Annotated in this window: 21 protein-coding genes; 5 read left to right on the top strand and 16 right to left on the bottom strand. The window is 33.9% G+C overall.

Going from position 1 to position 22,859, the window contains the following annotated elements:
• The first annotated feature begins 1 nt into the window (after position 1).
• The 3 genes from B9O19_RS03330 (at position 2) to B9O19_RS03320 (ending at position 6,848) form a co-directional block, all read left to right on the top strand.
• Positions 2-2,341: an FAD-dependent oxidoreductase gene (locus B9O19_RS03330; RefSeq protein WP_102365090.1), complete on the top strand. Its 2,340-nt coding sequence runs from the start codon at positions 2-4 to the stop codon at positions 2,339-2,341.
• Between the two features lie 187 nt (positions 2,342-2,528).
• Entirely contained in the window at positions 2,529-4,583 is a 2,055-nt protein-coding gene (locus tag B9O19_RS03325) for a copper amine oxidase N-terminal domain-containing protein (RefSeq protein WP_102365089.1), read from the top strand.
• A 210-nt stretch (positions 4,584-4,793) separates the two neighbouring features.
• Positions 4,794-6,848 carry a copper amine oxidase N-terminal domain-containing protein gene (locus B9O19_RS03320; protein WP_102365088.1) on the top strand — a complete coding sequence of 685 codons (2,055 nt, stop codon included), beginning with the start codon at positions 4,794-4,796 and terminating at the stop codon, positions 6,846-6,848.
• A 616-nt stretch (positions 6,849-7,464) separates the two neighbouring features.
• Here the strand turns inward: B9O19_RS03320 and B9O19_RS03315 are convergent.
• The 16 genes from B9O19_RS03315 to B9O19_RS03240 form a co-directional block, all read right to left on the bottom strand.
• Entirely contained in the window at positions 7,465-8,271 is an 807-nt protein-coding gene (locus tag B9O19_RS03315) for a CHAP domain-containing protein (protein WP_102365087.1), read from the bottom strand.
• Positions 8,268-8,717 carry a phage holin family protein gene (locus tag B9O19_RS03310; protein ID WP_102365086.1) on the bottom strand — a complete coding sequence of 150 codons (450 nt, stop codon included), beginning with the start codon at positions 8,715-8,717 and terminating at the stop codon, positions 8,268-8,270. The genes B9O19_RS03315 and B9O19_RS03310 overlap by 4 nt, the downstream gene beginning before the upstream one ends.
• Position 8,718: 1 nt before the next feature.
• Complete coding sequence (locus tag B9O19_RS03305) at positions 8,719-9,687, bottom strand: hypothetical protein (protein ID WP_102365085.1); 969 nt, start codon at positions 9,685-9,687, stop codon at positions 8,719-8,721.
• A gap of 15 nt (positions 9,688-9,702) precedes the next feature.
• Positions 9,703-11,538 carry a hypothetical protein gene (locus B9O19_RS03300; RefSeq protein ID WP_102365084.1) on the bottom strand — a complete coding sequence of 612 codons (1,836 nt, stop codon included), beginning with the start codon at positions 11,536-11,538 and terminating at the stop codon, positions 9,703-9,705.
• 6 nt (positions 11,539-11,544) lie between these two features.
• Positions 11,545-12,078 (bottom strand): putative phage tail protein, encoded by a 534-nt coding sequence (locus tag B9O19_RS03295; protein ID WP_102365083.1) that lies wholly within the window; start codon positions 12,076-12,078, stop codon positions 11,545-11,547.
• Entirely contained in the window at positions 12,059-13,141 is a 1,083-nt protein-coding gene (locus tag B9O19_RS03290; protein ID WP_102365082.1) for a baseplate J/gp47 family protein, read from the bottom strand. Before B9O19_RS03290 ends, B9O19_RS03295 begins: the two co-directional genes overlap by 20 nt.
• Before the next feature lie 15 nt (positions 13,142-13,156).
• Entirely contained in the window at positions 13,157-13,573 is a 417-nt protein-coding gene (locus B9O19_RS03285) for a DUF2634 domain-containing protein (RefSeq protein WP_102365081.1), read from the bottom strand.
• A gap of 71 nt (positions 13,574-13,644) precedes the next feature.
• On the bottom strand, positions 13,645-14,643 hold the full coding sequence (locus B9O19_RS03280; RefSeq protein ID WP_102365080.1) for an XkdQ/YqbQ family protein: 999 nt from the start codon (positions 14,641-14,643) through the stop codon (positions 13,645-13,647).
• A gap of 5 nt (positions 14,644-14,648) precedes the next feature.
• On the bottom strand, positions 14,649-15,311 hold the full coding sequence (locus B9O19_RS03275; RefSeq protein ID WP_102365079.1) for a LysM peptidoglycan-binding domain-containing protein: 663 nt from the start codon (positions 15,309-15,311) through the stop codon (positions 14,649-14,651).
• Positions 15,304-16,980: a hypothetical protein gene (locus tag B9O19_RS03270; protein WP_102365078.1), complete on the bottom strand. Its 1,677-nt coding sequence runs from the start codon at positions 16,978-16,980 to the stop codon at positions 15,304-15,306. The genes B9O19_RS03275 and B9O19_RS03270 overlap by 8 nt, the downstream gene beginning before the upstream one ends.
• Before the next feature lie 317 nt (positions 16,981-17,297).
• Positions 17,298-17,684, bottom strand: coding sequence for a hypothetical protein (locus B9O19_RS03265; RefSeq protein ID WP_102365077.1), 387 nt, complete (start codon positions 17,682-17,684; stop codon positions 17,298-17,300).
• 279 nt (positions 17,685-17,963) lie between these two features.
• Positions 17,964-18,377, bottom strand: coding sequence for a phage tail assembly chaperone (locus B9O19_RS03260; protein WP_102365076.1), 414 nt, complete (start codon positions 18,375-18,377; stop codon positions 17,964-17,966).
• Positions 18,378-18,448: 71 nt separating this feature from the next.
• Positions 18,449-18,913 carry a phage tail tube protein gene (locus B9O19_RS03255; protein ID WP_102365075.1) on the bottom strand — a complete coding sequence of 155 codons (465 nt, stop codon included), beginning with the start codon at positions 18,911-18,913 and terminating at the stop codon, positions 18,449-18,451.
• Between the two features lie 37 nt (positions 18,914-18,950).
• Positions 18,951-20,300, bottom strand: coding sequence for a phage tail sheath C-terminal domain-containing protein (locus tag B9O19_RS03250; RefSeq protein ID WP_102365074.1), 1,350 nt, complete (start codon positions 20,298-20,300; stop codon positions 18,951-18,953).
• A 14-nt stretch (positions 20,301-20,314) separates the two neighbouring features.
• Entirely contained in the window at positions 20,315-20,494 is a 180-nt protein-coding gene (locus B9O19_RS03245) for a hypothetical protein (RefSeq protein ID WP_102365073.1), read from the bottom strand.
• A 126-nt stretch (positions 20,495-20,620) separates the two neighbouring features.
• Complete coding sequence (locus B9O19_RS03240) at positions 20,621-21,088, bottom strand: phage tail terminator family protein (protein WP_330007151.1); 468 nt, start codon at positions 21,086-21,088, stop codon at positions 20,621-20,623.
• Positions 21,089-21,539: 451 nt separating this feature from the next.
• Here B9O19_RS03240 and B9O19_RS03230 point away from each other — a divergent pair, with 451 nt between their 5' ends.
• Both B9O19_RS03230 and B9O19_RS03225 read left to right on the top strand, forming a co-directional pair.
• Positions 21,540-21,839 (top strand): nucleotidyltransferase family protein, encoded by a 300-nt coding sequence (locus tag B9O19_RS03230; protein WP_102365070.1) that lies wholly within the window; start codon positions 21,540-21,542, stop codon positions 21,837-21,839.
• The gene (locus B9O19_RS03225) at positions 21,829-22,179 is read left to right on the top strand and encodes a HepT-like ribonuclease domain-containing protein (protein WP_102365069.1); all 351 of its coding nucleotides are present in this window, start codon (positions 21,829-21,831) and stop codon (positions 22,177-22,179) included. Before B9O19_RS03230 ends, B9O19_RS03225 begins: the two co-directional genes overlap by 11 nt.
• Positions 22,180-22,859: the final 680 nt, after the last annotated feature.

Raw genomic sequence — 22,859 nt, 5'->3', positions numbered from 1 at the left:
TATGAGTATAGAAGCTGCATTAAGCGGAAGCCAGGAAGTAAGGATATTTAAAAATGGAGTAGAAATGAGTTTTGTAAATGAAGCGGGTGAACTTGAAGCGCCGCCATTTATTGAAAATGACAGAACATTTATACCCGTAAGAAAAGTAAGCGAGGCATTAGGAGCCAAAGTTTTATGGGCGTCAGATGGAAACAAACAAACAATAATTATTATATTGGATAGTATAGTTATAAGACTGGTTGTAGGCGAACGTAATATGAGTATTTGGCGAAATGTACCGGATGCTAATTTGGAGATGTGGAGGACGGAAAGTATTAATATAAGTCCTGAAAAATTAGACGAGTGGAATAATAATGGTCTTCCCATAACAGAGACTAAAATATTGGATGTTACGCCTCAGGTGCTCAGTGACAGAACATATGTACCGATAAGATTTATAAGCGAGGCGCTGGGGAAAAAAGTAGGCTGGGATAATGAGGAAAGCACAGCTTATATATGGACAAATATGGAAGCACGGGATGAAAATGATTATGATATAGTTATATACGGAGGAGGACTGCAGGCGTATGCGTCCGCAGTAGCGGCGGCAAAACAGCGCACGACTAAGCTGACAAAGATACTGTTAATAGCGCCGTATCCGGTGGATGAACTAGGAGGAATCAGCACAACAGGAGGACAGAATGCCTGGGATGTGAGTAAATCAGATGACGGAAATTTTTATCATCAGGGCACATTTAAAATATTATATGATAGGTTTCCGATGTCTTATAATACACAGGAGATGTCTAATTATTTAAAAAGCAGTTTAAAGGATTATCTTGTGGATTATAAAACACAGTATGATATAAGCAGGGTAATATGTAAAGAAAAAGCAGCCGGCAATACTAAAGAACCTATTAGGATAGAAAAAATAACTATAAGAGGAATTGCAAGGGATAATGAAGCAAAAGACTATACAAATGGGTATGTAAAATGGACAAATGCCGCTCCGATTACAATAACGGGAGAAATATTCATTGATGCGTCCGAGGAAGGCCGTCTGGCAAGGTCGTTGAATACTTCTGCTACAACGGGTAGATATAATTGGCCGGCAGAATATTTAGATTATGATGAGAATGGAATTATAAGTGATTCTCCAACAAAAACTGTGCCATGTGATAACACGCCGGCAGTAAGACAGCAGGCGGCAACTATAATATATAAATTAAAAGGTGTAGATTTAAGTATATATAAAGGATCATTTTCAAGTTCACCAAATAGAGTATATCATTCGTTATGGGGCGGAGACGAATATAAGGTAAAAGGAAGCGAAACATGGCAATTCAATGATAAGTATTCAAGTCAGGGAATAATAATAAAGTCTTTAAATGCAGGAACAAACAATCCAGCAAATGATGATTATTATATAAATAATTTTCTTTTATTTAACGTGGATGGACGTGCTAATTATAGGGATACACCGGAGGGGCGGAGAGGTTTTTCTTCTGAAAATTCTGATGATGAAAACTATATTCAGGATTTTTATCCTAAAAATAAATTTAAAGATACTATGACAACGGATGAAGCGTGGGTAAAAGCAAGAGACTTTTTTGTATATAAAAAGGAAGAAATTTTAAATGCGATTCATCAAATAGATGGATTTGGAGGTGCCAGTTTTACGGGATATAGTAATGATGTTGGTGGACAGCCAGAAATATGTGATATATTATATTTGAGAGAAACTGTGCATACATCTAAAAATTTTAGTCAAAGAACAAATAATTCGGAAAATAATTATCATGTTATGATTGATGATGCTTTTCAAGGTATAAACGGAGTATATGACGACAAGGATAAGGTTATAATAAATATAGCTCAAAAGAATGAAAATAAAACCTATAGCCACAGAATAGGAATAGCATCATATGGTTTAGATATTCACCCTTATGGAGTAAGAGATCTTATAGATGAAGAAAGTTCAGATGGAATTAAATATATATGGCATAATAAGAGTTTTGAGAAGATGAGACCGGATTTTAAGAAGAATTATTTAGATAAGTGCCTTAACTTCTATAATCCGGATAAATTTTATTCACCTGAATACCCGCTTTATGTGCCTTACGAGGCATTAATTACTAATCAAGTATCAAATTTGCTGCTGCCGGGATACGCTGCAGGTGTGTCATCAGAGGCATGGGGACTTGTGAGAATATTTGCAAATCTGTGCGTTTTGGGTGATGCAGCCGGAGTCACCGCAGCGTATTCGATAGCGGACGGAACTGATCCATTATATTTAAATGAAGCTGATATAGGAGGAATTCAGGATTGTCTTAGAAATTTGGGGGCAAGATTAGAAATATAATTTTAAAACACAGTCTTTTTTAGTTAATACTTTAAAAAGACTGTGTTTTTTATTATGTCGTAAAAACAATATAAATGTTGTCAAAAGTTTATCTATATGTTGCACAATATAAATAAAAGGGTTGATTTATAAAATATATAATGGTATAATATAACAAAATATTGATAAGGTAAAAGGAGGAAAATAAGTGTTAAATAACAAAATAAAAACGGCAATAAGTTTCATGTTGGCGTTATTAATGATGGTACCAACATTAGTTGTATTTGCAGAAAATGAGTTAGATTGGGAAACATATTATGATATCAGAGAATATTCATGGTCATATAAAAATAAGCTAAATGCAATAGCGTATCATGATGGAACATACGTAGCTGTAGGAGACAATGGACTTATAATTACAAGTACAAATGGAACAGAATGGAGTGCGCAAAAAGTAGAAACGGATTGCAAAAGATTTCGTGGTGTAGTATACGGTGCTTCAAGATTTGTGGTGGTTGGCGGAGGATATTATGGTGGAGACGAGAAAAAATATAGTAAATCTGAAATTTTAATATCAGAAGATGGAATAAAATGGAAAGCGGTTGAAACAGAGGAAACAGAAAAATACAGATTTGTATCAGTAGCATATAATGGAAAAGTTTTTGTTATTGTAGACGACACAAATTATGCATTGGTATCACCAGATGGATTTAATTGGCAGGGGTATAAATATTCTGATTCAACTTATAGTTCTTCGTATAAAGATCGTACAACAGAAATAATAAGTGATGGAAATGTATTTTTGATAAAAAAGTATAGAGACTTGTTTTCTGTTTATAATATAAATAATTTATTTTTTTCAAATGATGGAACGAATTGGAAAAGTATAAATCCATATGAAAATATGAATTATAGCTATAATTCATATCCCGGATATGAAGAAATAACATATTATAATGGTAAGTTTGTTATATGGTCATCAAATCCGGATTACTTATTGACATCTATAAGTGGTGAAGATTGGATTGCTGAAAAAATAAATGATCCACTGATTAAGTACAGTCATGAAACTAATTATAGACATGTTACAACTGACGGAAATCAACTTTTCTTAAATTTATTAGATGCTCCATATAAATCATATGTATCAAATGACGGCATAAACTGGACAGTTGCTCCGTATGAAGCGGAAGGAGCACTGTTATATGTAAATGGACTATATATATTACAGTCAAACAAAGGAACGCTAACTTCAAATAATGGTATAGATTGGACGCCTATTAATATAACAAATGCTCCAATATATGAAAATCTAAATAGTGGAATAGAAATAGAAGCAGAATATTATTCACCTAAGTTGGCGAACGAGTCAGAATATAATCATAGTGATGGAGTGGTTGCCACAGATGGAAATGTCTATTTTAGCATAAAAAGGATACCATATTCGGGAGGAGGAGATGCAGGTGCCCCTTCCCAGTATTGTACAGATATTTATTTTTCAACTGATGGAAGTTTTAATTATTCATTGTATTCAGATAGTCGTATAAATATAAAAAATTGGAAAGAACTAGGACTTTATTACGGCCCTGAAGGAGCAGGTTCAAAATATAATGACAGCAAAATATTTTATGGAAGAGGTTTGTTTTTAGTAACAAGCAAAGAAAAAATATATTATTTTGATACTACAAACATGAGTTTAGCGCAGGCAAATTGTCCTGAGGGATATTACATAAATAGTATAATATACGATGGAGAGAGGTTTATAGCCGCAGGAAAAGGAATGTTATACTCTTACAACGGAATAGACTGGACGGCGGATGAAAATTTCCCAAAAGATAAAGTAATAAATAAGTTGTATTGGAATAGGGACTATTACGTAGGAGTGGGAGACGATGTTGTAGTAGGGGCACAGCGTTCGATAGTAAGAGTGGAAGTAAATGGACAGGAATTGACGTTTGATACACCGCCGAGAATGATAAGTGATCGAACCTTTGTACCAATACGAGCATTGTTTGAAGAAATGGGAGCAGAAGTAAATTGGGACGAAGAAACAAACACAGCCACAGTAACACAAAATGATCAAACAATAACATTCCAAATGGACAATACAGCGGCAACGGTAAACGGAGAAGTTAAAGAAATGGACGTTCCGGCACGAATGATAAACGACAGAATTATGATACCGCTCCGCTTTTTATCAGAAAATCTAGGCTATCAAGTAGACTGGGATGATGAAAATTATCTTGTATCGATAACATATTAATTAAAAACAAAGTATTGATTTAAAATTAAAGAATAAAGAAACTTAAAACACAGTCTTTTTAAAAATTAAGGCTGTGTTTTTTATTGTGAAAATAATAAAAGTATAATTATATTTAAATTAATCTATTGTATAAAAACAATAAAAAGCTTGATTAATTAAACAAATTATAGTATACTAAAATAAAAGAAATATGGAAAAGGAGGAAAATAAGTGTTAAATAACAAAATAAAAACGGCAATAAGTTTCTTGTTGGCGTTATTAATGATGGTACCAACATTAGTTGTATTTGCAGAAAATGAGTTAGATTGGGAAACATATTATGATATCAGAGAATATTCATGGTCATATAAAAATAAGCTAAATGCAATAGCGTATCATGATGGAACATACGTAGCTGTAGGAGACAATGGACTTATAATTACAAGTACAAATGGAACAGAATGGAATGCGCAAAAAGTGGAAACGGATTGTAAACGGTTTCGTAGTGTAGTATACGGTGCTTCAAGATTTGTTGTGGTTGGTGGAGGATATTATGGGGAAGACGAAGGAGAATATAGTACGTCTGAAATTTTAATATCAGAAGATGGAGTAAAATGGACGTCGGTTGAAACAGAGAAAACAGAAAAATATAGATTTGTATCAGTAGCATATAATGGAAAAGTCTTTGTTATTGTAGACGACACAAATTATGCATTGGTATCGTCGGACGGACTTAATTGGCAGGGATACAAATATTCTGATTCAACTTATAGTTCTTCTAATAAAGATCGCACAACAGAAATAATAAGTAATGGAAATGTATTTATAATAAAAAAATATGGGGATTGGTATTCTGATTCTGAAATGAAAGATATCTATTTTTCAAAAAATGGAATTAACTGGGAACATATAAATCCATATAAAGAAATAGATTGTAATAATATAAAAGACATAAGAAGTGAAGAAGTAATATATTATAATGGTAAATTTATTCTATGGTCGTCAAGACCAGAATATTTATTGACATCTGCAAATGGCGAAGATTGGATTGCAGAGAAAATTAGTGATTCATTATTTAAGCACAGTCAAAAAGCAAATTATAGACATGTGACAACTGATGGGAATCAACTTTTCTTAAATTTATTAGATGCTCCATATAAATCATATGTATCAAATGACGGCATAAACTGGACAGTTGCTCCGTATGAAGCAGAAGGACCGCTGTTATATGTAAATGGACTATATATATTACAGTCAAACAAAGGAACACTAACATCGAATAATGGTATAGATTGGACACCTATTAATATAACAAATGCTCCAATATATGAAAATCTAAACAGTGGAATAGAAATAGAAGCAGAATATTATTCACCTAAGTTGATGAATGAGTCAGAATATAATCATAGTGATGGAGTGGTTGCCACAGATGGAAATGTCTATTTTAGCATAAAAAGGATACCATATTCGGGAGGAGGAGATGCAGGTGCCCCTTCCCAGTATTGTACAGATATTTATTTTTCAACTGATGGAAGTTTTAATTATTCATTGTATTCAGATAGTCGTATAAATATAAAAAATTGGAAAGAACTAGGACTTTATTACGGCCCTGAAGGAGCAGGTTCAAAATATAATGACAGCAAAATATTTTATGGAAGAGGTTTGTTTTTAGTAACAAGCAAAGAAAAAATATATTATTTTGATACTACAAACATGAGTTTAGCGCAGGCAAATTGTCCTGAGGGATATTACATAAATAGTATAATATACGATGGAGAGAGGTTTATAGCCGCAGGAAAAGGAATGTTATACTCTTACAACGGAATAGACTGGACGGCGGATGAAAATTTCCCAAAAGATAAAGTAATAAATAAGTTGTATTGGAATAGGGACTATTACGTAGGAGTGGGAGACGATGTTGTAGTAGGGGCACAGCGTTCGATAGTAAGAGTGGAAGTAAATGGACAGGAATTGACGTTTGATACACCGCCGAGAATGATAAGTGATCGAACCTTTGTACCAATACGAGCATTGTTTGAAGAAATGGGAGCAGAAGTAAATTGGGACGAAGAAACAAACACAGCCACAGTAACACAAAATGATCAAACAATAACATTCCAAATGGACAATACAGCGGCAACGGTAAACGGAGAAGTTAAAGAAATGGACGTTCCGGCACGAATGATAAACGACAGAATTATGATACCGCTCCGCTTTTTATCAGAAAATCTAGGCTATCAAGTAGACTGGGATGATGAAAATTATCTTGTATCGATAACATATTAATTAAAAACAAAGTATTGATTTAAAATTAAAGAATAAAGAAACTTAAAACACAGTCTTTTTAAAAATTAAGGCTGTGTTTTTTATTGTGAAAATTAAAATTAAAATCAAAATTAAAATTGTATAATATTATTCTTATTTGTATAAAAACAAATAGATTAGTTAATCAAACGAATTATACTATTTGCTATATTTATTTCTGTAATCTTTAATATATAAATTTTTTAATATAATATTATTAAATTGGTATGAAAATAAGGGAGAGCCGTGGCTCTCCCTTAAATATGGTAAAAAATATTGTGTTATAATATTGCGTGTGTTAAGCTAAATTGAAGCCGTGTTATCTGACTGATAATATATTTGGATTATTTGTGTAAAAAACAATTTAGACATAAATATCATTTGTATGCCGTTAAAAACTTATATACATATAAATTATTTTGGTGAGTTTTAAACCAAAGATGATTAGACTTTTTATAAGAGAGGCTAGTTTATTGTTCACTTAAAAATAAAACTTTATATCTTATAAAAAAATTTTTACGTAATGAAAAATCACCTCATCTTATAATAATTATAAAAGTATTATAATCACAGTTATATCATAATTTTACAGAGTTTTTTATTCGCCGTATAATCCCATGCGGTCATTGATGACCAGCATTCGCAGCATATTTTCATCAAGGTTCAGACCGTTTTCGTCTCCTTTCAAACCGCCGCGGCTGGCAAGCTTCTGAATTGTAGCCTTTGCCCAATCAGGCATATTGTCGTCTATGTAATTATATATCATTGGGTTTGCGGCAGATTTTAATTCTGCTATCTCCTGCCCCATTGTGTTGATAATTTCTGCTAAGCTGTCTATTTTTGATGATAATTCTTCATATTGCGTCATGGTTATATCCTCCTTATAGTTTATATTGCCATATCCTAATATGCGGTTGTATGACATACTGTACGATTTTTCTGCCACAGAACCGCCGTTTGCAACCACACCTGAAGAACTTGATGTGTTCCCTTCAATTGTGTATACGACGCCATTTTTTGCTTCAGAGACTATCCCAACATGACAAGCTGTGCCGGAACTATCTTTAAACATTATTACATCACCAGGTTTGGGATTGATTGTTTTCCAGATTCCTTTGCTTTTAAAATTTGCTACACCGTATGGGCAATATGCAAAGTGTCCGCCCAGCATTTCTTCAGCTTTGCCGGTTCCGTATACATTTGCAAACACAACAGACACAAACATTGCACACCATGGCTGAGCTTGATATATATTTAAGCTTTCGCCAAAGTAATTGCAGTAATCGACTGCAAACCGTGTATAGTTATTGTCTCCTGCATTTGCTGTGAAGTCGTTTAAATTTGAATTAGAAGCTTTTTCTAAATACCCAACCCACTTTTTGGCTTCTTCTACAATTGAATTCATTTTTTATCACCGCTTTCGTTTATCTTTTTTGATGCGACTTCCAACCCTTTGGTTAAAAAAGACGGAACATTGACACCAAGTAATGTGAGATTCTCAAGTATACTTCGTATCTCATTAATAATAAATACGGCCAGTGTAAACCATCCAAAATATATAGTGATGCCCAAATCTATACCGACTATTTTTTCCATATCAATCAATGAGCGGGCAACAAAAAAGGCTATGGCAATCACCAGCCAATAGCCAACTTTTTTAATTATACCTTTTAGTCCCTTATTGGAATTCTCTGTGTTAGTATACTTTGCTTTTGCTACTCCGGTGAAGTAATCTGCTATATTAAAAACCAAAAATCCAAGAAATAAATACCAAAATTCTCCGAAAACCGTTGCAAGGAACACAGCAATACCTCCCCAAAGTATATTTGCTTTATTAATTATATGTTCCATTTTAGCCTCCGTTAGTATTTGTTTCTGATATACTTTTTTTAATTAAATCCAGCGCCTGCTTTTTGGTGAAAATCTTTTCCGACGGGTCAAAACTTTCGATATACGATTTTATCTTAAGAATTTCATCTGTCGGCTCAGGGTATTTATATTCCTCATATTCAATATCCAATTCATCAAGACAATAATTTATGTTGGATATATCAACGTTATCGCATTGAATGTCAAATAAAAAGGCATTGCTTCTTTCAATGCCTTTTTTGAAGGTTACATTTGTTTTTCTGTCGCACGAACGTATGATTAAGTTTTCACGGTCTATTTTCAGGCATATGTAAGGGTCTTTTTCGGTTCCGCTTCCTGTTGCCGGTGTGAGGGTATATTCATCTTCCATAAGCAATATCAAAAGATTTTCACCGGGATATGAGTCAATTGCCTGTTGTAAGACTTCTGTGTCATTTGTACCGTCGCATATGAAATCCGCATAATCTCTTGCCATCTTTTCTTTTTCGCTGCCCCTGAACGAATAACCGCAGTCAGTATGTGAAACAACTATTTGACGATAATTGTTATCTAAAAGAAATTTTTGTCTTTGTGCTTCAATTTTCCGGCATGTTTCTGAACTTTGCAGCTGTTTTCGGCCTACATATAAGAAATCATGCGTAACTTTTTCATTTCCGCGTACATATTTTTCTTCGTTTCTTCCAGTTAGGCGGCTGCGCTCTGTTGTGTCACAACGAACTCTAAGTTTGCGCAGAGTTTCAAAGTCATAAACAATAGTAGTATTTATTTGGTTTGCTGAATTATCATGAGTATTTTCAGATGTATTTGGATGAACTATTTTTGCTGCCGGAAAAATAATTTTATTTTCAGGTGTAACTGCAAAATCTTCTATTAAGTCATTTAAGTCTAACTTCTGAGTTCCTAACACTTCTATCTGATCTTTGTTTAAAAGCTGATGATTTGTAAATATCATATTTTTCCTCCTTTTTTAGCTGGTAATGTTATTATAGATTCCGTTGGTAAGTGTGGACGCATTATATATTACTGTATCGGAATTGTTCGCTGCTATAACACCGGAAACATTTTGTTTAATAGAAATGCTAAGTCCACGGCAGCCGGTAATAGTAGTATTGTTTCTTGCATCAACATGTGCGTAACCTATGTTGTCTTGTACCCGAACTCCGGATAATATACAATTTTCAGCATAAATACTTGGTTCGCATGCATCTATGATAATTTTACTGTTAACAAATTTTCCTCCATTTAACCAAAGCAGTTCAGTATCGTTTGATGAAGATACACATGAAATAGTTATGTTTTCGAAATATGAGGAAGAACCGCCCTGCAATATGGATACAGAAGAAGCACCGGATGAAAAGTTAATATTTAATTTTAAATCACGAATAATATCACTGTCATAGCCTTCAATTCCACATAAGTTTTTCCCAACAAGATTACTGGTTATATTAAATGTTGCACTGTTACCCATAATATTTCCTATGCTCATATTTGCTGTGTGTATAGCACAGTTTTTTGCGTCGGAAAAGTCGGGGTCATCGCTGTAATAATCTATGCCGTCAATATTTAAATTATAAGTGCCGTATTTAAACTCAATGTTTGCTCTCGCACCATTTAAATTTTTTAGCGATTCGTGAATTATTCTTCTGTCATTTGTACCGTCGCAGAGTACATCTGCTGACAGCTTGTCAGCAATAGATGAGTTATTAGCTGCAAAAGTAATTGTTGAACTTTTGCTGGTTTTTGAATTGCCGTTAGTAATAAGCCTAGCTGTTTCAAATGGTGTTGTTAACGTACCATAGTAATCTTTTTCATTATTATTGTTATAAATGTAACCTAGCTTTATATTTCCAATATATATTCTTAGTTTCGAAATACTGTTGTCTGTAGTGTCGATTTTAAAGAATTCTCTATCATAGGGATTTTTTATAATATTATAGCAAACTCCGCTTGATTGGATATTTCCATTAAATTTATAATATTCTATATAACAATCCCAATCTGAACCAAGGTCATATGTTTCCGCAACATGTATTTGCTGAGCAGGAATAGTTATTTTATCAAATTCTGCGCATGTCACTTCTATAGCGGGAATGTTAAACATTTGTTCCCAATTTCCGTTAGAGTTTATATCAACATCGTATGATGGCGCTGTAATTTGACCCGAAAATTTTATTGCAATAGCAGAGGATTGATTAAAGTCAGCCAATTCATTTAAAGCGCTTACAATATTGCTTTTATCATTAGTCTTCAAATCTGACAGTTTGCCTACATCTGTTAGATATTTTCCGCTTGTTGACGAGGGGGTTCCATCACAGCTGGTAATTTGGTAATTGTATGTTTGCAGAGTAAATTCTTTTCCGTTTGTGCCTTTTCCAAGCTGAATGCAGTCAATGTCGGCGCCGTTGCTTAACGTTCCGCATTTAGCATTGTCGCCGACAGCAGCGCCGCTTCCTGCCTGCGCACAATTTCCGCCTGCAAATCCATGATATGAATGTGCGTCGCAGCCGACGGAAGCACCGTTCCCGGTGCTGTCAGCAGAATACCCGCCTGCAAAGCCTTTTTTAGCTTCGGCCTCGCTGCCTATTGCCCCTCCGGCTCCGCTTACCTTAGCATAATTTCCGATTGCCACGCCGCCGGCTGCATTTGCAGCGTTATTTCCGGCTATGAAACCGTTATTTGTAACCTTATCTGCCTTGGCAATCAGCGCCTCCTCAGTTTTATCTGTGTTGTAATTTGAGTCGTCGATATTATAAAAATCAGTCTTTTCAGGTTTTTTGAAATTATAGTGTGTAGTGTATTTCATTTTTTATCACGCTCCTAACTTTTCGTCTCTTACTTGTTTATATGTATACTGCGACAGATAGTCATGTGTATAATTTAAATCCATATATCGGTTATATAACAAATCCAAATCAATTATGATATTGGCAGGGACTACTCTTTTCAGCAGTGCGGCAACATCGTCATAATTGGATTTTACATTGAGGGCAAGTCTAACTTTGAGAGTGTATTCTTTTAATGAAACAGAATAATCATTATTGCACAAATATCCAAGCTGCTGTTTTAAGCGCGGAAGAGTAAGAACCAATTGCTCGCTTAACCTAGTGTAAATTCTGAATTTTCTGTCACTCTCTGATTCAGTTGCTTTGGGCTGAATGCCAAAAATTTTTTCCCATTTTGAAAGTCCCTGTTCAGTTGCGTCTGCGATAAACTGGTCTTTAAACATTCTGTCAACAGAATCTTTTAAGTTGTAAATTTCAGACTGCTGGACGTCTAAAATATTATTTAATTCTTCAACTTCTTTTAAGACCGGGGGCAGATAATCAATCAGTTTTTTCTTCAATTGTTATTTCACCCTCTCTTACAGGAATATCAAATTTTCCTAAAGTATAGTTTTCTTCCTTATCTTGAATTGTTGTGTTGAAAACGTCTGCAACACCTTCCAAATCCAGCAGTCTGGTTTCTATTTGACTTTTGCGCACAACGAGATTTTCTGTATCCTCCCAAAGTGCAGCAAGTTCTGTAAAATAATTATCAACTACTTCTGTAACGGATTCTTTTATATCGTCAAGTTTCCAGTCCGGCTGGAGTGCAAGTATTGTTCCGATTTTGAGACTTACCTCCTGAATACCCTCAACTTTTACAACATGTCCGATAGGGGCAATTCCCACGCCTGTGCCTTGATTGTCTAATGGGTCAATGGCTTCTTGTACAGAACTAATTAAGGCGGCGTCAGGCTTTTTGTATGAAGAATTTATGATTACCAGCTTAACTGTTCCACCGCCGTTCCATGTGGGAATTACCTTAACTCCGCCGACTCCTTCAAGTTCTTTGGTCTTTTGTTTATAATCCGCAGCGTTTCCCCCATATGCCGGATGGTTGACAATAGATATATATTTTTTCCTCAGTTCATCATCTGTTTCTGCATTTTTCCCTAATGTGATATTTTTGACTTCAATAGACCCAAATCCTGCAATATAGTCAAGAGGTATTAGTTCATCGGTCAATAGAAATCCGACGTTTCCCGGCTGTTCACATTCCAATCGTGTTATATTTGGATTTTCATCATCAATTTCCGACGCTTTAAATACAAGACCGTTTGCAGAAAATCTTTTGCCTATAAGACCTGACATTAAGTTTCCGTCCATATCTTTGATTTCGGCCGTTATTATCATAGGTTCAGCAGGCTCTCTTTTTATCCCAAGTTCAGCAGTTCTCTTCTCTAAATAGCTGCCTGTTGACGTTTCAACAAAACTCAAATCTAAATATGCTTCTAAAGTTTGATAATATGCTGCAAGCTCCAGAGCGCAAGGCGCTAAAATATCATATAATATACTGCCCTGTCGTTTATCGTAATTGTCCGGCAGCTTATTCAACATATTTGATAATATTTGTTCATAATACATATTTTCACCTCCGTATTAAATATTGTATTTGATTCCAACTACAAGTTCATCCTTAGTCACTACATCAAAAAATAATGACCAATCAGACAGGTTGCTGTTTTCTTGTTTGAAAACAAAATTCTGTACAGATTTTATCCTGTCATCCGTCAAAACGGCTTCTTTAACGGAACGTTTTATCTCTGATTGTGCAAGTTCCGCGGATAGTCCGAGTAAGCTTTCTGTTTCACAGCCATACTGGAAATTGTATATCGCATACTCATAACGCGGAGTGCTTAGAATTAAAAAGACAGCCTGGCGGATAGCGTCCAGACCGTCTATTAATCCTATAATCTTTTTCCTTTCAAAGTCAATCCCGAGGGTCAGTGAGGGATAGCTGATATCTGTGGTTCTAAAGTCTGTATTTTTTGCATTATTCGGCAATAATCCTGCCATAAAATCACCCCGTTTTAGTTTTTATATTCAGTGTTGTAACAAACTTTTGCTTTTTATTTAAAAGTATATAATTAATCAATAACACCGCCTTTTAATGTTAACGTCATGTTATAATCCATTCCGCCGTTCCAAGTATGACTGGCTTCTTCAATTAAAAAATATTGTTTAATATCATATTTTTTAATCTCAACAGATATGATTTCACCGGCACGAACAAATTCTCCTGCTGCGTCAATTATGATTGACTGTTTTTCTTGTGCATGTATTTTGGACAGTGTTTCAATTTTTTGTTTTATTTGCTCCTGTGTCAGACCTTCTTTTGCTACCTCAAAATACTGCAATATACCCCATTTTTTGATAAGTTCGTCGTCCTGCCATTGATTTGCTGTGTAAAGCTCATCTGTGGTTGACGCATCATCATTATAGTTTGATGCAACTATAAACTTTGTATATGCGTTTGTGATATCTTTTGTAAATTTAAAGTTTGTTAGGTTGACAGCAGGGCTGATAGTTAAATCAGTTTTCATTTTATTTACTTCTTTCAGCGTCAGTTTGCCGTAATCATCATATAAACAGAATGAACTTCCTGAATTATCGCCGGTGATTCGCAGTGCGTCGTATATAATATCAAAAAGTTTTTTATCTTTAGGCGCATATCTCGGAATTGCAAACTTTGTATCTTCTATATCACCGATAGTCAGCTGAAATTCATTTGCAATAGATGTTATAATTTCCGAAGCCGTTTTATTGACAAATACATATGAATAATTGTACATCAGATATTTTAATTGGTCATAGCACGTAACATTATAAGTGCCGTCAAAATCATATTCTATTTTAAAAACATATCCACAAAATATTTTTTTACCTTTATATTCAAATGTAATTTTGTTTCCGTTTTCAATATTAAAGGCCGGATTTGAAGATACATTCTTCTGTATGATATTGAATGTCAAAACGCCGCATCTTCCAATATGAAAACATTTGTATCTGACCTGGGTTACAGAGTTAGAGATGTCCCATACCTCATTTGAGTTTCTCAAGAGCATTGTGTAATCTATATCAACCATCCCCCTTAGTAAGTGCGTAACTGCGTGCCTGCTGGAATTCCGTCTGCTATGTCTGCACTTGTCAATCCATTTAGCTTTATTAGATTATTGATTTGAGTATCATTGCCGAATACTTTTCGGGAAATTGAAACAAGGGTGTCGCCGAATTGAGTTGTATATAACTTGGGTACCTGACGCATATCCTCTCTTGAATTTGACAAGAACAAATTACTGTCTCCGTTGATACTCAGTTTTTCCTGTCCATAGAATGTATAGCTTTTTAAGTTTAGTATGTATCTAATTGTTCCAACATCCCCGCCCTGTTCTGAATAAGAAAAATCCTCTATAGAAACCGGTGAGTTTATCTCTACACTGCCTCCTACCCATACAAATCTTATAGGCCTAAGAAGTTCCTGCCATTTCAGTATTGTATTTACATAATCATATGGATTGGTATAGCCTGTAAAGTTACCTGTTCTTTCTCTTGAAGACGCATATTCTTCAGAAGGAAACTCGCTTTCAATGCTTATTGTAAAAGCTTTCGGCAGCTTTTGTTGGGTTACTTCGCCGATATTTAATACATTTATTCCAACGTTTTGTCCAAAGCGGTTGATGTTTAGTTTTTCAGGCAGAATAGGAAGTTCTAAAACCTCATTGTTGTTATTATACGATAGAAATATTTTATACATAGTTCACCACTCCTTCAATGCTTGTTTCCATGCCTTCCTGTACTGATTGACCTATCTTTTTAATTAAAAAGTCAATGTCAGCCTTTTCGTTAATATCTCCGGTTGTAACATTAATGACAGGTTGGGCGTATACATTTTTCTTAACGTAATTTGTTGTTTCGCGCAGTGAAGTTAAATCTTTGTCTGATAAACGGTAAATGTTATTAATGTAGTTGACACCGCTAATATTTAAAGGGCTTTTGGTGTTATAATTACTAAACATTTTTGGCTCTGCCAATTTACTAAGCATAACAGTCTTTGTTAATAACGAAAAAATTTTTTTATAAATATTAAGTACATAAATATAAGGCTTTTTTGTTTTGTTACTAAAAATATTTAAATTATTTAATCCTGTCCCTATATTGATATATGCGATGTTTTTGTTTATTAAAGGTATATATAACTTTTGGGGTATGTTATTAAATAATTTGTTTACAGAAAAAACGCTGTCATAACAAACGTTATTAATATTTTCAGGTGCGCCGGCAGAGGTGTTTTTAACTATATTGAATTTAGTAATGTTTTTGTTATCGGAAAAGTTATTAAGCGTATTAAATATCTTTTTATCTATTATGCAGTTCGATTGAATATTGTTATTGTATCCTTCGTGTATTATTTGATAGTTTTGATGTCTTGTTATGTTAATAACAGCATCATTTTGGGTTAATAAATTTGTTTTATCATTTTTATTTAACATCGTATTAAAATAAGAATTTTTCATATTGCTGTTTACATAATTAGTATTGCTGTTTCTAAATAGACGGTTTATTATATTTTTATTCATAATTATATCCGTATGGTCTAATTCTGATTTAACCGCCTTAGCTTCCGCATTATTTAAATACAGATGCGGTTTATTTATTTTTTTGTTCAGCAGATTAAAATTGCTTTTTTTCAAAGAAACTAATAATTTATTATCTTTGGTTTCTATTTGTGGAGATTTTAAAACAAGTGTTTTTGTATTTCCCTTTTTGTTATAAATTTTATTTATATTTCTCCATATATCCATATTTTTTAATATTGTTTTTTCAATACTGCTCATAAACATTTTTATGTTAGAGATTTTTTTTGATAATCCTTTGGCAGTTTGAGTAGTACTTGCTGTAGAATTATTTATAGTTTTAGAACGGTTGTTATATAAAATATAATTCAACCGTTTATTCAAAACGTTTTCAGATAGATGATTAAAATTTTGAGCGCTATCTGTTATAAATTCGTTGTTGAATTTATTATTATCATAATTTTTTCTATCAGCAGATTGTGCAGCAAATATGCTTGCGTTTGGCTTCTTGATAGTGTCAGTGATATTTAATCCGGTACTATTTGTCATTTCATAATTGCAGTTAAATAATTTTTGTACTAATTGTGTATACAGAAGTTTGTGAGTCAATAATCCGATAGTTTGAACATTATCAGGAATAGAATTAATTGGTATTTTAAATCTATAGTTGAAATTATCTGTATTTAAAGTGTCTAAAAAATCTTTTATTAGTGTATGTGAAGCAATATTCTTTAAAAGAAAACTTTGTGTTGATTTATAGCAATTCTCAATTTCCGAAATGACGTGTTGCAGGCATAAAAATTTTTGTGTCATAGACCGGGCAGATTGTATGCTTTTAGTAATTGTCATGATATTCCCCCTTTTATAATAATTTGAGTTTTTACGGATACTCATAAACCTTAGAAAATAGGCAATTATGAACGGCGTATTAGAATAAGGAGTTATTTTCATCACTGCATATTTAAGTTATGCCATTATGGATTTGCCATTTTATAACTAGTTTATGTTTTAGTATAATAACTTGGATTATATTGGTTATAAACCCATACGATGAGATGACGCTGATTAAAATATTTTGACACATTAATAGTTGATTCCGCTTGTATTAAAATAAATTTTAATAAGCTAAGAATATTTGCTGCTGATTATGAGTATCTAAATTTTTATCAAATTTGATTTAGGTTTTTTGCAATATAATATATAAATCTGCACCGCCATCTTCTATACGTTGCCTCACCTGCTATAATTGGAAATTTATCTCCGTAGCATATATTATCGAACACGCCTTTTCTATATTCCTGAGGTACTTGGTATAAAGCTTGTTCAACTGCTCCAACTTCTCTGCTTATGGATTCGGTTTTTAAAACTTTTTCAAGAGTGGGGTCTCCGGTCATATTTCCTTTTGGCATACCATCGTTGTGCGGCATTTCGTGTATAATGTTTGCATATTCTTCTTTTAAGCGGTTATAGTCTCTAACTAAATATAGCATACGCATATATAAATTTGACGGTAGTATGTATGGGTTGTTCTTTTTTGGTTGGTAATTTCGCATTTTGATTCCTCCTAATTTTATGTATAAAAAAAGCATAAAATTGTAAAAAATTACAACTATATGCTATATTTTGCCATATATCCCGTAAAAAGTATATACTTTAGGAGTTTTATGTTTTTACGTTTTTACTTTCTTTTTTCTCTTCTTTTATTCTTAAATCTATACAAGCTATCACAAATATCTTTTCTTTTATAGGAAGATTAATAAACTTGCTTGGTTCCCAATTAAATTTATGGAGGGCATAATAGGCATAATTTGCTTCCCAATCGCCCCCCTTTATTAGTTTTTTGCCTCGTTTATTTCTTCATCAAAATCTTTGTCAAATCCGCTTAAAGCAGATATTTTGTTTGCCAGTTCGTTAATCTCTCCGGGCAATAATGTTTCATGCAAATATTGTTCGGGAGTTGCGCATCCTTTTTTCTTAATGCTTTCAGCATCTTTAAAGTTTGGGTCGATAACATTGTTAATAATGATTTTATCGTTAAATATTTTGCTGTCGAATCTTATTTGTTCATTTTTCCTTTTTGGCATTATGGTTGCCTGAATTCTTGCGGATTCATAATCATCATAACTCATTGATTTAATTTTGAATTTCAATAAATTCCCCTTTTTATCAACAAATCTTTCAGAAACGGCAACATCGTCTGTTATATCACTGCTCATACTGTTTAAAAAATCTTGTAACTCGCTCATATTTGTACTGTATCCTCCTTGTAAATATAAAATATTAAAGGACGGGACATAAGCCCCGTCCTAATTCAAAATTATCCTAATGCAGGCTCTTTAAAGCTGTCTAACACTCTGACGTTTTCAAACGTAAAGCTTACCTCTTCATCCAATATGTCTGATTCAGTATCAAGCTTTGCCATTATGACTTTATCAAGATTAACGCCCTCTAAAACTATTGTCTGAGAGCCAGCGTCTGATGCCGGGTCTTCATTTGTGACCAGTATATCGAAATAGGTATCTACACCGTTTTGCATATAGCTGGTCATTAGCTTTCTGAAGTTTGTGGTAATATAATAGATAGTCATACTTCCGGTGCCGCTCCATCCCGTTGCCTTGTGCTGTGTTCCGCGCCTGCCCAGAGTTTTTATTTCCGATTTGGTCTTTTCTACATTTGCTTCAATTTTTTTGATGTAGAACATATCTTCCACGTTTCCGTCAATGGTTGCTACTGCCTTACCTTCTTTTCCGCTAATAGTATCTTGTGCTTTTAAATATGACATAATTAGTCCTCCTCAATGTTTATTTTGTGTTTTGAAATTATATTGACAAAGTCACTGACATGTATAGTTTTTCCATGCTGTCTACAGGCTGAATGTAACAATCGCATATAACCTGGTCTAATTCGTCTCCCTGCTCTACAATTACATCAGAGTCAGGATCAAAATTTTGAATTGCATTTATATTTTGCATTGTCTCAAAATACTGTAGCACTTCCTTCTTAAAGAGGTTTCTGCCCTGTTCGCTGTTGTCAACTTTGCCGATATACATGCTTTCAAATATATCTTTAATATCGTTTCCGATACTGTCAATAACTCTGATAACGCGATTTTTTGAAAATCCGCGCGGTTTGACTGCTGAAAATTCAGTAAAGCTGTTTATATCTGTTTCAACCCTGACATTGCCGTCAGAACCGGTAAATAACCACATGCCCTGACCAATCAACTCAATTATTTCGGAATTTAACAGCAATGGAGAAGCTTCAAGCGCTCCGTCATATTTCTTATAGGTATTTGACTCATTAACAGCAGCTCCTGCGGCTGTTCCGGCAACCCAGGCGGTTGCTTTTACCTTATCAATTTCAGTGCCGTCAGCCATTATAAAGCCATTGTATACTTGGATTATTCCCTCATAATTCATTCCGCCGACAGATTCAAAATATGGAACAACCGCCTGAACCTTGATACCTTCATCTTCACGCAGGCGTTCAATGTATTCTTTTACCAAAGGCAATATTTTTGCTGCGTCTTCCTCATTTATAGGGAATGCGGCAGTATTGAAATTAAGGGTTTGTATATATTCCATAAAATCTGCATAGCTGTCAACTGTTCCGTTTTTTCCTCCTGTCAGTTTAATACTTTCAGCTGCCGGTTCATCTGCCAGAGCGCCGCTGAATGTTACCCAATCATTAGCGGATAAATCATTTACAGTCTTTATTCTCTGTGAATCAACCAATTTACTTCCAACACTTGTTTTAACATTATAATAACCGGTTGATTCTTCACCTTTCAATTCTTCTAGAACTTCTATGGTGATTGCATTGCCCAATTCTCCAAAATACTTGGCTGTTGCAGTGATGCCGCGGATAATTGCTTTTGCTTTTTCTGTGTCATCCTTACCTGAATTCATGCGGTATACATATACTTTAGAAGCATTTTTCAAAGCTTCGCGAACCAGCAGCATTTTTGGATCCGATATGTCATACCCAAGCGTGCTGAACGTATTGTCACCGGAATTAATTACTGTAAGTTTTGCACCCCAATCAATATCCATAGGCAATACGACGATACCTCTGTCTGAAATGCTTCCGGACGTTTTTGCTTCGGCAGCTATGTTAACATAAGCTCCCGGTCTCACTTTGTTTTTAGTTAAAAATGTTCCTCCTGCCATTAATACATCTCTCCTTATAAGTTATTTAATGTTTCTGAATAAATTTTTTCCGCTTCTGATATGGTATATTTCTTTTTGTCATCTAGACTAAGCTTTAAAACATCTCTTTTTATCCCATGAACGGAACTTAAAATTTCGTTTTTAAAGTATTTTATGGAATTTGTTTTTTGCGGGCTGCCGCTATCTTTTTTCATATTTATTACCACACCTTTCCGGCTCACTAAATATATTAAAGCGACGCGCTTACCGTGAGCCGGATAAGGCGTATAGGCAAAAATCCTGTGCGGCTGATATAACTGTTTGAAAAATTATACATTTTCTCATACCCTTATGTTATCTTTCTGATATAACTTACCCATAAGAGGACTGGATGTTTCTTGAAGGACCAGTCTCTGTGTGTACATGATACTGAAAACAAGTTTGCCGTCTGAAATTTTATAGTGCATACTATTTCCATGCAGAACTGAATTGCTGAAAGGTATATTTTCTAAGTATTCATACAAACTGTCACCTGTTTGTATATACTTTTGATTTCTGTCAGCTGTACCCTCAGGAAGGAAATACTGTATGAGAAATAACTCGTTTTTAATATACACTTTTTTCCTGTCTTTGCTTAGGCTTGATATAAATTGTTCCACTATAAAATGTTCTTTTGAATTATCAATATCTTCTAAGTTTAGAGATACTTGAATATTTTCAAATTTGGACTGCAATGTATCTTTAATTGCCTCGGCAGTGCTTGCGTTTACATATGATGTACTTTCCGATTCTAAAATGATTTTTACCACCTCCAAAAATTTTTTTAGGCGCCTTTAATAAAAAACATCAATTGGATGCTTTTGTTGCATGGAAAAAGCGCTGCTGTTGTGACGGCAGGCAGCGCTTACAGTATTATGAAGCACATTTAACGCAAAAATATTATATGTTGGGGCGTTTATTGCTGTTTATACTTATTCCATGGTGATAGTATAGCACCTATTTTTTTCCCACACATATCAACATGGAAAAATTTGTAAGAGGATTATGTAAAGAATTAAACTGGTTAATTTTTTGCAGATTTTATTTTGATATCAATAAAAGCTTATATTTATTTGATGTCTTAAATAAGAGATATAATATAACAAAGCTTGATACCGAAATAGTTTGTATAACAAATATTATAAAATCAAAACATTTTGATTTTTAATAATTGGTTTGATATAATATAAGTGAAAGAATTTTGTAAAGAGGGGTATGTATATGAACAGGACTTATACTATTGAAGAAATAAAAGCGATTGCTGTTCCGGTGGCTAAGCGGTATGGTTTGGAGAAGGTCGCTTTATTTGGTTCTTACGCCAAAGGAGAGCCGAAAGTGACCAGTGATATTGACTTAATTATAAAAAAAGGTGATTTGAAAGGGTATTTTGCTTTCTGCGGTCTAGTTAATGATTTGGAGGAACTTTTTGGAACGCACGTTGATGTTCTGACTTATGAAGCATTGGAAAACTCACTTATAAAGGACGGAGTAAAAGATGAGGTAATTATATATGAACGATAGAGATTTGACTATTTTAAAAAAGATGATAAGGTATGCGGATGAGATAGAATGGACAATAGAAAAAATGAATTTAGATTTTGAGATGTTTGAGAGTGATTTTATTGCAAAAAATGCGATAGCAATGTGTATACTTCAGATAGGTGAATTGGTTGGAAAACTGACGGAAGAAACAAAGAAAAAGTATAATAAAATGCCATGGAAGGATATAAGATCAATACGCAATATAGCTGCCCATAATTATGGTGAACTGGATAATGAGGTGCTGTGGGAAACTGTGACTGATGATATACCCAAACTAAAAGATTATTGTGAGAACATTTTATCAGAAAACAATAATTGAAATATTTCTGTTGGAAGTTAGTTTATATTGAGTGAAAAAATATTACATAATATACGCAAATTCGGCAGTTCTAATTTGTATGGATAAGTTTGCATAAATCACATAAAATAAAAATTTCAAACTAAACAAAACTTTATGTTTTTTAGTTAGAATCGTTAGAACTGTGACTGTGACCTTACCTTCAGTTGAGTGTAAGGCGTAATATCTATTTATTTAAAAACTGCAATGTCCGCGACCTCACCTTTTAGGTGAGTGTAAGCCGCAATAGCTATTTATTTTAAACCTACAATGACAGTGACCTCACCTTCAGGTGAGTGTAAGGCGCACCAGCTATTTATTTTAAACCTACAATGTCAATGAATTACATTATGACCACACCTGAAAGGAATGTGTAATTTAATACATTTGTTTTATTATTCAACAATTCGAAAAGTCAACAGAAAACTAGACGGAAAATTAAGGGGGGTTCTTTGTGAACTGCGGCAGGGCGTGCTTGCACGCCTCGTTAGGTGAGCTGCCATATCACGCGTAGCGTGAACATACTTAAAACAGTTTGCTATAATCGATTTTATAAAAACTTTTCCACAACTGCGCTACTTATACGACAAACTACGGATACATTGCGTGTTCAAATTATTATTTGAATATACAAATTATGTTCGAGTATTAAAATTATTGAT

Origin of the sequence: Monoglobus pectinilyticus (assembly GCF_002874775.1) — a bacterium.
GTDB lineage: Bacteria > Bacillota > Clostridia > Monoglobales > Monoglobaceae > Monoglobus > Monoglobus pectinilyticus.
This window is presented reverse-complemented; position numbering and strand designations above follow the sequence as displayed.

Bases quoted from the DNA above. Each gene is read 5' to 3' on its own strand.
- B9O19_RS03330 (WP_102365090.1), top strand. From the start codon at position 2: ATGAGTATAGAAGCTGCATTAAGCGGAAGCCAGGAAGTAAGGATATTT.
- B9O19_RS03315 (WP_102365087.1), bottom strand. From the start codon at position 8,271: ATGAATTCAATTGTAGAAGAAGCCAAAAAGTGGGTTGGGTATTTAGAA.
- B9O19_RS03310 (WP_102365086.1), bottom strand. From the start codon at position 8,717: ATGGAACATATAATTAATAAAGCAAATATACTTTGGGGAGGTATTGCT.
- B9O19_RS03305 (WP_102365085.1), bottom strand. From the start codon at position 9,687: ATGATATTTACAAATCATCAGCTTTTAAACAAAGATCAGATAGAAGTG.
- B9O19_RS03300 (WP_102365084.1), bottom strand. From the start codon at position 11,538: ATGAAATACACTACACACTATAATTTCAAAAAACCTGAAAAGACTGAT.
- B9O19_RS03290 (WP_102365082.1), bottom strand. From the start codon at position 13,141: ATGTATTATGAACAAATATTATCAAATATGTTGAATAAGCTGCCGGAC.
- B9O19_RS03285 (WP_102365081.1), bottom strand. From the start codon at position 13,573: ATGGCAGGATTATTGCCGAATAATGCAAAAAATACAGACTTTAGAACC.
- B9O19_RS03280 (WP_102365080.1), bottom strand. From the start codon at position 14,643: ATGGTTGATATAGATTACACAATGCTCTTGAGAAACTCAAATGAGGTA.
- B9O19_RS03275 (WP_102365079.1), bottom strand. From the start codon at position 15,311: ATGTATAAAATATTTCTATCGTATAATAACAACAATGAGGTTTTAGAA.
- B9O19_RS03270 (WP_102365078.1), bottom strand. From the start codon at position 16,980: ATGACAATTACTAAAAGCATACAATCTGCCCGGTCTATGACACAAAAA.
- B9O19_RS03265 (WP_102365077.1), bottom strand. From the start codon at position 17,684: ATGCGAAATTACCAACCAAAAAAGAACAACCCATACATACTACCGTCA.
- B9O19_RS03260 (WP_102365076.1), bottom strand. From the start codon at position 18,377: ATGAGCGAGTTACAAGATTTTTTAAACAGTATGAGCAGTGATATAACA.
- B9O19_RS03255 (WP_102365075.1), bottom strand. From the start codon at position 18,913: ATGTCATATTTAAAAGCACAAGATACTATTAGCGGAAAAGAAGGTAAG.
- B9O19_RS03250 (WP_102365074.1), bottom strand. From the start codon at position 20,300: ATGGCAGGAGGAACATTTTTAACTAAAAACAAAGTGAGACCGGGAGCT.
- B9O19_RS03245 (WP_102365073.1), bottom strand. From the start codon at position 20,494: ATGAAAAAAGATAGCGGCAGCCCGCAAAAAACAAATTCCATAAAATAC.
- B9O19_RS03230 (WP_102365070.1), top strand. From the start codon at position 21,540: ATGAACAGGACTTATACTATTGAAGAAATAAAAGCGATTGCTGTTCCG.
- B9O19_RS03225 (WP_102365069.1), top strand. From the start codon at position 21,829: ATGAACGATAGAGATTTGACTATTTTAAAAAAGATGATAAGGTATGCG.